Below are 12,099 nucleotides of genomic sequence, written 5' to 3'. Positions count from 1 at the left end.
GGTCCTGTCAAGCGCGCTCCAGCAGTGCCACCGGCAGCCGCTCGAAGAGCTCCGCCACGCGCACCTGCCCCTCGAACTCCCGCCCGGGGGTCAGCGTGTCGGCCCAGCGGCCGGGCGGCAGCGGCAGCCGGGTGTCCCGCCAGCCGCCCTCCTTCGCCAGCCGCAGCGACAGCCGGGTCACGGCCGTGACCACCTCCCCGGAGCGCTCGAACGCCGCGCAGTGGGCCACCGCCGGACCCTCGGCGAGCAGTGGCGCGTACGTCGCCGCCGCACCGAAGACCTCCGGCCGCCGGGCGCGCAGCCGCAGCGCCGCCATCGTCACCGCCCCCTTGTCGCCGGCGTCGGCGGGCGGGAACCGCGCCGGGCGCCGGTTGTCCGGGTCGACCAGGGCCCGGTACTCGGCCTCCGTGCCCTGGTACACGTCGGGCACGCCCGGCATCGTCAGATGCACCAGGGCCGTGCCCAGGACGTTCGCCCGGATGTGCGGCCGGAGCGCGGTGCGCAGCGCGGTCACCGGGCCGGCGGGCGCCCCGCACGGCCCCTCGGCGACGAACCGCGCCACCGCCTCCTCGTAGTCGGGCCGCTGCTCGGTCCAGCTCGTGCGCAGGCCCGCCTCCCGCACATGCTTCAGCAGGGCCTGCCGCACGCGCTCACCGTCCGCGGGGCCGAGGCCGAACACCGTCTGCCAGGCCGCCCACGCCAGTTGCCTGTCCGGCACGTCCCCGCCGCCGCCGGTCACCATGTCCAGCAGGTCGGCCCAGACCCGCGGGCACTCGGTGAGCACGGCCAGCGCCGCCCGTACGTCGGCGCTGCGCTTGGTGTCGTGCGTGGACACCACCGTGCCGGTGGCCGGCCAGTCGCGCTGCACCCGGGCGCAGTACGCGTGGAAGTCCTCCGGGGGCACCGCCGGGTGGCCGGGGTCGCCGCCCACCTCGTTGGCCGACAGCAGCGGCACGTACCGGTAATAGGCCGTGTCCTCGACGGACTTGGCGCGCAGCGCGGAGGCGGCCTGCGCGAACCGGGTGCGGAACTCCAGGGCGCCGGGCCCGGATCCGGCCCGCCCGACGACCAGGTCGCGCACCACGTCGACGGCCTCGCCCTCCTCCGGCACCGTGAAGGCGAGCCGGGCCTGCGCGGCGGCCTCCTCCGTGACGACGGACGCCGGGTCCACGGAGGTGTAGGGCCGGTAGACCCGGAGGCGGACCAGCAGCTCCCGCAGCGCGGTGCGCAGCGCCCAGGGAGCGCGGTCGCGCAGCGCCGGGTCCGGCGAGCCGGCGCACACCCGGCTCGCGACCCGGGTCAGCCGCTCCGTCTCGGCGGCCAGCTCGTGCGTGATCACCGTGTACGCCGCCCGCCGTACGGTCGCCTCCCAGTCGCCGCCCTCGTCGTCGTGCGGAGTGGCGAACCTCCGGTACAGCTCGGCCAGCTCGTCCGCTCCGGCCGGGTCGGTGAACAGGCCGTCGACGTGCCGCAGGGCGTCGTAGCCGGTGGTGCCCGCGACCGGCCAGGAGGCCGGCAGGTGCTCGCCGTCGGAGAGGATCTTCTCGACGACCGTCCAGCGCCCGCCGGTCGCCTCGTGCAGCTGCCGCAGGTAGGCGTCGGGGTCGGCGAGCCCGTCCGGGTGATCGACGCGCAGCCCGTCGACCACGCCCTCCGCCAGCAGCTGGAGGATCTTGGCGTGGGTCGCCCGGAACACCTCGGGGTCCTCCACCCGCACCCCGATCAGCTCCGAGATGCTGAAGAAGCGCCGGTAGTTCAGCTCCGTGCGGGCCAGCCGCCACCACACGGGGCGGTACCACTGCGCGTCCAGCAGTTCGGGCAGGGGCAGCCTTTCGGTGCCCTCGCGCAGCGGGAAGGCGTGGTCGTGGTAGCGCAGGACGTCGCCGTCCGCCTTCAGCTCGCCGGTCACCCGGCCGACCGGGTGACCGAGCACGGGCAGCAGCACCTTGCCGTCCTGGGCCTCCCAGTCGATGTCGAACCAGCGCGCGTACGGCGACGAGGGGCCCTCCCGCAGCACCTCCCACAGGGCGTGGTTGTGCCGCGGGGCCATGGCCATGTGGTTCGGCACGATGTCCACGACGAGGCCGAGCCCGTGCTCCCGGGCGGTGCGCGAAAGCCTCCGCAGGCCCTCCTCGCCGCCCAGCTCGTCGCGCACCCGGGTGGGGTCCACGACGTCGTAGCCGTGCGCGGAGCCCGGCACGGCCTCCAGGACGGGCGAGAGATGCAGATGCGAGACGCCGAGCGATGCCAGATACGGCACGGCCCGCTGCGCGGCCGCGAACGGGAACTCGGGCTGGAGCTGAAGCCGGTAGGTGGCCGTGGGCACGACGGGCTCGGGACGCCCGGATGTCTCGGATGTCATGAAGAACTACGTACCCACCCGACCACCTTCACCGCCCCCCACCCACCATGCGCCCCACACCTGGCCCGGCCGGGCGCCCGCGTGCCCCCGTCCGGCCGGGTCGGCTGTCGCTCGGGTGGGTGAGGGTTACGCCGGGCGGCGTAGGACTGTCAGGCTGCGGTCCGGCAGGGTGAGCCGGTCTCCGGCTTGCACCGTGGGGCCGGTGCCCGGGGGGACCGGGTCCGTGCGGGCGGTGTCCACCACCACCTGCCACTGGCGCCCGTGATCGACCGGCACGGCGAAGTCCAGCGGCTTCGGCGCGGCGTTGAACATCAGCAGGAAGGAGTCGTCGGCGATCCGCTCGCCGCGCGTGCCCGGCTCCGAGATCGCGTTGCCGTTGAGGAACACGGTCAGCGCGGAGGCCCGCGCCGAGTCCCAGTCCTGCTGGGTCATCTCCCGGCCCTCGGGAGTGAACCAGGCGATGTCGGACAGGTCGTCGTGCGTGCCCTCCACCGGCCGTCCGTGGAAGAAGCGGCGCCGCCGGAAGACCGGGTGGTCCCGCCGCAGCGCCGCCATCGCCCGGACGAAGTCCAGCAGCTCGCCGTCCGGTTCGCCGGGCTCGGGCCAGCGCACCCAGGACAGCTCGTTGTCCTGGCAGTAGGCGTTGTTGTTGCCCCGCTGGGTGCGCGCGAACTCGTCGCCGTGGCTGACCATGGGCACGCCCTGGGAGAGCATCAGGGTCGCGACGAAGTTCCGCGTCTGCCGCGCCCGCAGCCCGAGCACCTCGGGGTCGTCGCTCTCACCCTCGGCGCCGCAGTTCCAGGACCGGTTGTGGCTCTCGCCGTCCCGGTTGTCCTCGCCGTTGGCCTGGTTGTGCTTGTCGTTGTACGACACCAGGTCGCGCAGGGTGAAGCCGTCGTGGCAGGTGACGAAGTTGATCGAGGCCAGCGGGCGGCGGCCGTCGTCCTGGTAGAGGTCGGAGGAGCCGGTCAGCCGCGAGGCGAACTCGGCGAGCGCCCGGGGCTCCCCGCGCCACAGGTCCCGCACGGTGTCGCGGTACTTGCCGTTCCACTCGGTCCACAGCGGCGGGAAGTTCCCCACCTGGTAGCCGCCCTCGCCGACGTCCCAGGGCTCGGCGATCAGCTTCACCTGCGAGACCACCGGGTCCTGCTGCACCAGGTCGAAGAACGACGACAGCCGGTCCACCTCGTGGAACTGCCGCGCCAGGGTCGCCGCCAGGTCGAAGCGGAACCCGTCGACGTGCATCTCGGTGACCCAGTAGCGCAGCGAGTCCATGATCAGCTGGAGCACGTGCGGGGACCGCATGAGCAGGGAGTTCCCGGTGCCCGTCGTGTCCATGTAGTAGCGCGGGTCGTCGGTCAGCCGGTAGTAGCGCGGGTTGTCGATGCCCTTGAAGGACAGCGTCGGACCCAGGTGGTTGCCCTCGGCGGTGTGGTTGTAGACCACGTCGAGGATGACCTCGATACCGGCCTCGTGCAGCGCCCGGACCGCCGACTTGAACTCCAGGACCTGCTGGCCGCGGTCGCCCCAGGACGCGTAGGCGTTGTGCGGGGCGAAGAAGCCGATCGTGTTGTAGCCCCAGTAGTTGTTGAGGCCCAGGTCGACCAGACGGTGGTCGTTCACGAACTGGTGTACGGGCATCAGTTCGAGCGCGGTGACGCCGAGTTCGGTCAGATGCTCGATGAGCGCCGGGTGGGCGAGCCCCGCGTAGGTGCCGCGCAACTCCTCGGGCAGCCCCGGGTGCCGCATGGTGAGGCCCTTGACATGGGCCTCGTAGATCACCGTCTCGTGGTAGCCGCGGCGCGGCAGCCGGTCGTCGCCCCAGTCGAAGTACGGGTTGACCACGACGGACGTCATGGTGTGCGGCGCCGAGTCCAGGTCGTTGCGCCGGCCGGGGTCGTCGAAGTGGTAGCCGTACACCTCCTCCCCCCATCGGATCGAGCCGCTGATCGCACGCGCGTACGGGTCGAGGAGCAGCTTCGCCGAGTTGCAGAGCAGCCCGCGCTCCGGGGCGTACGGGCCGTGCACCCGGAACCCGTACCGCTGTCCCGGCATCACACCGGGCACGTACGCGTGCCGGACGAACGCGTCGCTCTCCCGTAGTTCCACCGCCGTCTCCGAGCCGTCGTCGTGCAGCAGACACAGCTCTGCTCGGTCCGCGGCCTCCGTGAAGACCGCGAAGTTGGTGCCGGCGCCGTCGTACGTGGCGCCGAGTGGGTACGCCTCTCCAGGCCAGACCTGCATGGACCAGACTCTTTCAGGTGTGGGGCGCCGCGGGTGGCGCCTTGACACCGAGTCTCCACAAAAGTCGGGGAAGCACCTGTGACACACGTGCGTGTGCCGAACAGGTGAGGTGCAGGGTGTCCGCGGGTCAACGGGCGGCCCCGGCGCTCACCCGGCGGGACGGCGGACAGGGCGGACAGGGCGGCGTACGGCACCGCCCGGGCCGCGGACGGCGGCCGGTGCCGGTCACCGGCTATGAATCAGCTCACTCGGCGGCGGCCCGGTCGACAGAACGCGCAAGTAGCGTGGGGAAGTTGAGAAAGGAGCTGTGCATCCGGCTGCGTCGCGCGCCGCTCCCGGAGTACCCTTCCTTGATCGTTGGGACGGGGAGTGCCCGGGGGAGCGGAAGGCGGTGCACGGGTGGGCTCGGGAGGCCTGGAGCTACCCCCTGGTGACGAGGGTCACGAGGGGCACTCCGCAGACGTCCCCTCCGGCGCGGTGTCCCTGGCCCGGCCGATGGACGCGGGTGCCATCGGGCCGGAGCTGGACTGGGACGCGGGCGCCTGGCGCGAGGTGCGTACACGCGCCCAGCGGGCCGGTCGCGCCTACATCTGGCTGAACCTCGTCGAACAGCGGCTGCGCGCCGTCGTGGCCGCCGTGCTGCGCCCCGTCTACGAGCCCGTCCACGGCGACGACTGGGTGGTGGCCGCCGCCGGACCGGCCGGCCAGGAGTGGGTGCAGCGGGCCGTCGCGGTACGCGAAGTCAGCCGCCGCAAGGGCTACTTGCTCGACCCGGCCGACGACAACGTGATCAGTTTCCTCACCCTGCCGCAGCTGCGTGAGCTGGTGGTGCAGCACTGGCCGTGCTTCGCGCCCTACATAGACGAGCGCCGGGACGTCGAACTCGCCCTGGACGAGCTGGAGGTGACCCGCAACGTCGTCTCCCGCAACCGGGCGCTGTCCGAGGCGGTGCTGAACCAGGCCGAGCGGGCCTCCGCGCGGCTGCTCGACATCCTCGGCACCGGCGGGGACGTGCCCTCCGCCCGGCGGCTGCCGGTCGACGCGGTCGAGGACCTGGTCGGCGACCGGTACGCGGACGTGGTCGCGGTGCATCCGGACCGGGTGCGGCTCATGCGCCAGTTCCCGGCCGAGGACATGTTCGGCGGCGCCCGCCGGCTGGACGCCATCGGCATCGGCCTGAACCTGCTCGTGCAGAACTTCTCCGGCCGCCGCCTGGTGCGGCTCGCCGAGTCCGGCTGCCGGGTGCGGCTGCTGTTCCTCAACCCGGCCTCCAGCGCGGTGAAGCGGCGCGAGCGCGAACTCGGGCTCAAGCGCGGGGAGCTGAGCCGCGCGGTGGAGATGAACATCCTGCACATGCGCCGGGTGCGCGGCCGGCTGCGCGACCCGGGCGCCTTCGAGATCCAGGTCTACGACGAGACCCCCCGCGTCACCGCGTACCTGATGGACGGCGACGGCTCGGACGGCGTCGCGGTCGTGCAGTCCTATCTGCGGCGCAGCCGGGGCATGGAGGCTCCCGTCTTCGTTCTACGGAACGGGAACAAGGTGGTCAAACCCGGCGAGATCGACGAAAGTGGCCTCTTCTCCGCCTATCGCGAGGAGTTCGAGCTGATGTGGGCGGATTCGCGCCCGGTGTCCTGAAACGACCTCAGTCCCCGGGCGGTAAGCGGAACGTGGTCCTCGGATTGTCAGTGGCGCGTGCGATCGTGGTGCTCACTGGGGGAACGCACCACCGAGAAGGGGGCCGCCATGGGCTGGCACCGGGAGCTGCTGATCGGCTTCGACCTGGAGACGACCGGGACGGATCCGCGCGAGGCGCGCATCGTCACGGGGGCCGTGATCGAGGTCAGGGGAGGGGAGCCGGAGGGACGCCGGGAGTGGCTGGCGGACCCCGGCGTGGAGATCCCGGCGGAGGCGGTCGCGGTGCACGGGATCAGCAACGAGCGCGCGACCGCCGAGGGCGAGCCGGCCGACCGGGTCGCGAACGCCATCGCGGACGTCCTGACCGGCCACTGGAAGGCGGGCGTGCCGGTCGTGGCGTACAACGCGGCCTTCGACCTGACCCTGCTCTCCGCCGAACTGCGCCGGTACGGACTGCCGTCCCTGAGCGACCGGCTGGGGGGAGCGGAGCCGGGGCCGGTCGTCGATCCGTACACCATCGACCGCTGGGCCGAGCGCTACCGCCCGGGCAAGCGCACCCTCGAGGCGGTCTGCGCGGAGTACGGCGTCGTCCTGGACGCCGCCCACGACGCGTCGGCCGACGCCCTCGCCGCGGCCCGGCTGGCCGTCGCGATAGCCGGCCGCCACTCCAAGGTCGCGACCCTCGGCCCGGCGGAGCTGCACCGCCGCCAGATAGGGTGGCACGCCGCCTGGGCGGCGGACTTCCAGGCCTTCCTGCGCCGCAAGGGCGACCCGACCGCGGTGATCGACGGCGCCTGGCCACTGAGGCAGCCGACGGCCGAGGCGGCCTGACACCCGCGCGCGGGTCAGGCGCCCCGACCAGCCGGCTTCGCCGCTCCGGCCCCGCTCGTCGCACCTGCGGCCCGGCGCCCGTTCGCGGCGGCCGGCTTGCCCTGTCCGTCAAGGTCGTTGTGGCGTGGGAGGGGTTCAGCTCGTCGCCGCCGCGGGTTCGCCGGGTCGGTCGCGGTCGCCGGGGACGTGGTCCGGGTGAGTGACCGGCTCACCGGCCCTGTACGGTCGTCGTGCCTGCGGTCCAGGGCCCGTTCGCAGCGGCCGACCGTCCGGCCGGTCCCGGTCGTCGCGCCCGGGGTCCGGCTCCCCTCGCAGTGGCCGACTTGCCCCGCCGGCCAGGGATGTTGCGGCGCGGGCCGGGTTCCGTTCGTCGCCGCGTCGCGGTCATCGGAGACGTGGTCCGGGCGGCCGGCTCGCCGGCCCCGTCACGGTCGTCGCGCCCGGGGCCGGGTGAGGGTCAGAACGGGTACCAGCGCACCGACGTGTCCCCGTCCCGTAGGGACGTCACCCGGCGTTCGAACTCGGTCAGGGCCTTGGGGTTGGTGGGGGCGTGCTGGGCGACCCAGGCGCAGCTGGCCGTCTCGCGGGCGCCGCGCAGTACGGCGCAGCCCTCCCACTCCCGGACGTCCCAGCCGTAGGTCCGCGTGAAGGTGTCGTAGGCCTCGGCGGGCAGGCCGTAGCGGTCCCGGGACAGGGCCATGACCACCAGGTCGTGCTCGCGCAGGTCCGCGGAGAAGGTCTCCAGGTCGACCAGGACCGGCCCGTCCGGACCGATGTGCACATTGCGCGGCAGCGCGTCGCCGTGGATCGGGCCCGCCGGCAGATGCGGGGTGAGCGCGGCGGCGGCCGTCGCGAAGCCGTCGCGGCGCTCGCGTAGATACGCAGCGTCGGCCGGGTCGATTGCGTCGCCCGCGAGCCGCAGCCACCGTTCCACGCCGCCGAGCAGCTCACGGGGCGGCAACTCGAAGTCGGGGGCGGGCAGGGCGTGGACCAGCCGCAGCAGCTCCGCCAGGTCCGCCGGTCCGGCGGGCCGTACCGGATCGGGCAGCCGGTGCCACACGGTCACCGGATGCCCCTCGACGAGGACCGCCTCCGCGGCGGCGGCCCGCACCGCGGGGACGCCGGCCTCGGCCAGCCACAGCGCGGTCCGCAGCTCGCGCCGCGCCCGGTCCCACAGCTCCGCGTCCCGGCCCACCTTGACGACGAGGTCCCCGGCGGCGAACACCGCGTTCTCGCCCAGCGCGAGCAGCCGCGCGTCGCGCACCGGACCGGCCAACACCCCCGCCCCGTCCAGTGCCTCCCGAGCCCGCGCCTCGTCCATCCTCAGCCTCCGTGTCCTCGTCCGGACCCCGGCAACCACACCGGAGCCCCGCACTTTCGCCGGGTCAGTGTCGCATCCGCACAGGTCGGGGCCGGTGTCCGGTGCCCGGGCCGGAGAGGGTCGCCCACCTTCACCGAAACCGCACTGCACGAGACGTATCGTCTCGCCTAGGGTCCGGGACATGCCCACTCGCGCCCACATCGCCATGTTCTCCGTCGCCACCCACGGACACGTGAACCCCAGCCTCGAAGTGATCCGGGAACTCGTCGCCCGTGGACACCGGGTGACGTACGCCATCCCGCCCGTCTTCGCGGAGAAGGTCGCCGAGACCGGCGCCGAGGTGAAGCCCTGGAACTCCACGCTGCCCTCGCCCGACGACGACCCCTCCGCCTGGGGATCCACGCTGCTCGACCACGTCGAACCGTTCCTGAACGACGCGATCCAGGCCCTGCCCCAGCTCATCGAGGCCTACCGCGACGACGAGCCGGACCTCGTCCTGCACGACATCACCTCCTACCCGGCCCGCGTCCTCGCCCACCGCTGGGGCGTGCCGGCGATCTCCCTCTCCCCGAACCTCGTGGCCTGGGACGGCTACGAGAAGGAGGTCGCCGAACCGCTGTGGGCCGAGCCCCGGAAGACGGAGCGCGGCCGGGCCTACTACGCCCGCTTCGAGGCGTGGCTCGCGGAGAACGGGATCACCCTGCACCCGGACCCGTTCGCCGGCCGCCCCGACCGCTCGATCGTCCTGATCCCCCGCGCACTGCAACCGCACGCCGACCGCGTCGACGAGCAGGTCCACAGCTTCGTGGGCGCCTGTCAGGGCGACCGCTCGGCGGAGGGCGGCTGGGAGCGGCCCGCCGCGGCCGGGAAGGTGGTCCTCGTCTCGCTCGGCTCCGCCTTCACCAAACAGGCCGCCTTCTACCGGGAGTGCGTCGAGGCCTTCGGCCCACTCCCGGGCTGGCACACGGTGCTCCAGGTGGGCAAGCACGTGCGCCCGGACGAACTCGGCGAGGTCCCCACGAACGTCGAAGTGCGTTCCTGGGTGCCGCAGTTGGCGATCCTGCGCCAGGCCGACCTGTTCGTCACGCACGCCGGGGCCGGCGGCAGCCAGGAGGGCCTGGCCACCGAGACGCCGATGATCGCCGTACCGCAGGCCGTCGACCAGTTCGGCAACGCGGACATGCGCCAGGACCTCGGAGTGGCCTGCCACCTCCCCACGGAGAAGGCGACCGCCGGGAACCTGCGCGCCACCGCGCTCGCCCTCGTCGACGACCCCGAGGTGGCCCGGCGGCTGAGGGACATCCGGGCCGCCATGGACCGGGAAGGCGGCACCCGGCGGGCCGCCGACCTCATCGAGGCCGAACTGCCCGCCGGGTGGAGGTGACAAGCGCCGCCCGCCGAGGGCTCACACGCCCAGCGGCTCGCCCTTGCTCAGAGCGGGCGGAGCGGGCGGGGCAGCCGCCGGCTCCAGGGGCTCGTCGTGGGAGAGGTCCGGGAGGCGGTGCAGCCATCGGGGCAGGTACCAGTTGCGCTCGCCCAGCAGGGACATCACCGAGGGCAGCAGCACCCCGCGGATGACCGTGGCGTCGATGAGCACCGCGGCCGCCAGGCCCACGCCCATCTGCTTCATCGACTGCATCGACAGCGTCCCGAAGATCGCGAACACGGCGACCATGATGACCGCGGCGCTGGTGACGACACCCGCCGTGGTGACCACACCGTGCTGGATGGCGTCCCTCGTGCTGCGACCGCGCAGCCGCGCCTCGCGGATCCGGGAGACCACGAAGACGTGGTAGTCCATCGACAGGCCGAACAGGATCACGAACAGGAACAGCGGCAGCCAGGTGACGATCGCGCCGACACCGTGGGCGCCCACCAGGGACGCGCCCCAGCCGTGCTGGAAGACCGCGACGAGGATGCCGTAGGCGGCGCCCACGGACAGCAGGTTCAGCACGATCGAGGTGATCGCGACGGTCAGCGAGCGGAACGACAGCAGCATCAGCAGGAAGGCGAACACCACGACGAAGACGAACACCGGCACGACGGAGCCGATGAGCTGCGCGTTGAAGTCGTGCGAGCCGGCGACCTGGCCGGTGATCGGCGCCTGGACGCCGTCGACCTTGCCCAGCGTGGCGGGCCGCACCTCGTCACGCAGCTTCTCCAGGCTCTTGCCCGCCTTGTCGAGGTCCGAGCCGCCGACCAGCGGGACGGAGACGAGGGCGACGTTGTGGTCCTCGTGCAGCCGGATGTCGACCGGGCCGCGAGAGGCGCCCGAGGCGACGGCGCGCTCCTTGAACGCGGCCAGCGCCTGCCGCACCTCCGGGGCGTTGATGTCGTTCGCCTTCACGACCACCCGGGCCGGCTCGGAACCGCCGGGGAAGGCCTCGTTGAGCCGCTGGTACGTCTGCACGATGGGCAGTGAGTCGCCGAACTCCTGGTCCAGCGTGAGCTGCGAGGTCTTCATACCCAGCGCCGGGGCCGCGACGGCGAGCAGCGCGCCCACGGCCACCGCGGCCGACACCACGGGCCGGGCGAGCACACGCCGCAGTACGGCCGTCCAGAACCTGCTCTCCCCGTTGCCCTGCTCGCTCCGCCGCAGGAACGGCAGGCGCCCCTTCTCGACCCGCTCGCCCAGCAGCGACAGCAGCGCCGGGAGCACGGTCACCGAGCCGACCATGGCGACGGCCACCACCATCAGCGAGGCCAGGCCCATCGCCTCGAACTCGGCGACCCCGGTGAACAGCATGCCCGCCATCGCCACGCACACCGTGACACCGGAGACGATGATCGCGCGCCCGCTGGTCGCGGCGGCGATGCGCAGCGCGGTCCCCGGGTCCCGTCCGGCCATCCGCTCCTCGCGCTCGCGGCGCAGGTAGAACAGGCAGTAGTCGACGCCGACCGCCATACCGACCAGCAGCATCACGGAGTTGGCGGTGTCGCTCATCGGCTGGAGGTGGCTGACGATGCCCATCAGGCCCATCGTCGCCATGATCGCGGTGATCGCCAGCGCCACCGGCAGCAGCGCGGCCACCAGCGCGCCGAAGGCGATCAGCAGGATGCCGAGGGCCACCGGCACGGCGGAGAACTCGGCCTGCTGGAAGTCGTCCCCGAAGGCGTCGGAGTACTGCTTCTGCATGCTGGCGCCGCCGATCTCCTCGATCCGCAGCGAGGAGTGGTCCTTCTGCACGTTCGCGACGGCCTTGAGCACGGGCTCCACCCGCTCGCCCGCGGTGTCCGCCTCGCCGCGCAGCGAGAACTGCACCAGCGCGCTGCGGCCGTCCCCGGAGATGGTCCTCGTGTCGTACGGCGACGTCACGTCCGTGACCAGGCCGGTCCCCTCGACGGCCGTGATCACCTCGCCGACGGCCGCCCGGAAGCCGGCGTCCGTGGCCCTGCCGGAGCCGTCCTTCGCCTGGATCAGGACGGTCTCGCCCGCCGGTTCCTTGATCCCCGCGTCCTCGATGATCTTCGCCGCGGTGTGTGTCTCGCCCTTGAGCTGGTCGCTCTCCTTGACGTCCAGCCGGCCCGCCGCCGACCCAAGACCCATCGCCAGCACGACGAACAGCACCCAGATCCCGACGGCGGCCCATCGATGCCGGGCGCTCCAGCCGCCGGCCCGCGCGGCGAGGCCCCGCACCCGTGTCTCTGCGTTCACCATGACGGGCTTGCCCCTTCTTGAGAGGCCCTGCGGACCTCGTGCGCG

6 protein-coding genes and 1 pseudogene are annotated in these 12,099 nt (G+C 72.9%); 3 read left to right on the top strand and 4 right to left on the bottom strand.

Translation table 11 applies throughout. The features are described from left to right. Nucleotides 1-7: 7 nt before the first annotated feature. On the bottom strand, nt 8-2,362 hold the full coding sequence (gene treY / locus ACIP4X_RS22825) for a malto-oligosyltrehalose synthase (RefSeq protein ID WP_358734515.1): 2,355 nt from the start codon (nt 2,360-2,362) through the stop codon (nt 8-10). A 126-nt stretch (nt 2,363-2,488) separates the two neighbouring features. Continuing rightward, on the bottom strand, nt 2,489-4,606 hold the full coding sequence (glgX, locus tag ACIP4X_RS22820) for a glycogen debranching protein GlgX (protein WP_358734513.1): 2,118 nt from the start codon (nt 4,604-4,606) through the stop codon (nt 2,489-2,491). Nucleotides 4,607-5,005: 399 nt separating this feature from the next. Here glgX and ACIP4X_RS22815 point away from each other — a divergent pair, with 399 nt between their 5' ends. Next, a complete protein-coding gene (locus ACIP4X_RS22815) occupies nt 5,006-6,244 on the top strand; it encodes an SAV2148 family HEPN domain-containing protein (RefSeq protein ID WP_358734511.1) in 1,239 nt (412 codons plus the stop codon). Between the two features lie 108 nt (nt 6,245-6,352). After that, on the top strand, nt 6,353-7,075 hold the full coding sequence (locus ACIP4X_RS22810) for a 3'-5' exonuclease (RefSeq protein WP_401350236.1): 723 nt from the start codon (nt 6,353-6,355) through the stop codon (nt 7,073-7,075). 457 nt (nt 7,076-7,532) lie between these two features. Here the strand turns inward: ACIP4X_RS22810 and ACIP4X_RS22805 are convergent, their stop codons facing one another. Then, the gene (locus tag ACIP4X_RS22805) at nt 7,533-8,396 is read right to left on the bottom strand and encodes an aminoglycoside phosphotransferase family protein (RefSeq protein WP_358734507.1); all 864 of its coding nucleotides are present in this window, start codon (nt 8,394-8,396) and stop codon (nt 7,533-7,535) included. 144 nt (nt 8,397-8,540) lie between these two features. Here ACIP4X_RS22805 and mgt point away from each other — a divergent pair. Continuing rightward, nucleotides 8,541-9,780 (top strand): annotated as a pseudogene (mgt, locus tag ACIP4X_RS22800) (macrolide-inactivating glycosyltransferase). A gap of 21 nt (nt 9,781-9,801) precedes the next feature. Here the strand turns inward: mgt and ACIP4X_RS22795 are convergent. Next, a complete protein-coding gene (locus tag ACIP4X_RS22795; RefSeq protein WP_401350232.1) occupies nt 9,802-12,054 on the bottom strand; it encodes an MMPL family transporter in 2,253 nt (750 codons plus the stop codon). Nucleotides 12,055-12,099 lie beyond the last annotated feature (45 nt).

The sequence above is a fragment of the Streptomyces sp. NPDC088817 genome (assembly GCF_044750345.1).
In the GTDB taxonomy this organism is placed as follows: Bacteria; Actinomycetota; Actinomycetes; order Streptomycetales; family Streptomycetaceae; genus Streptomyces.
This window is presented reverse-complemented; position numbering and strand designations above follow the sequence as displayed.

What these genes read in the sequence shown, in the direction of transcription:
- ACIP4X_RS22805 (WP_358734507.1), bottom strand. Translation starts at nt 8,396, where the DNA reads ATGGACGAGGCGCGGGCTCGGGAGGCACTGGACGGGGCGGGGGTGTTG.
- ACIP4X_RS22810 (WP_401350236.1), top strand. Translation starts at nt 6,353, where the DNA reads ATGGGCTGGCACCGGGAGCTGCTGATCGGCTTCGACCTGGAGACGACC.
- ACIP4X_RS22795 (WP_401350232.1), bottom strand. Translation starts at nt 12,054, where the DNA reads ATGGTGAACGCAGAGACACGGGTGCGGGGCCTCGCCGCGCGGGCCGGC.
- treY (WP_358734515.1), bottom strand. Translation starts at nt 2,362, where the DNA reads ATGACATCCGAGACATCCGGGCGTCCCGAGCCCGTCGTGCCCACGGCC.
- glgX (WP_358734513.1), bottom strand. Translation starts at nt 4,606, where the DNA reads ATGCAGGTCTGGCCTGGAGAGGCGTACCCACTCGGCGCCACGTACGAC.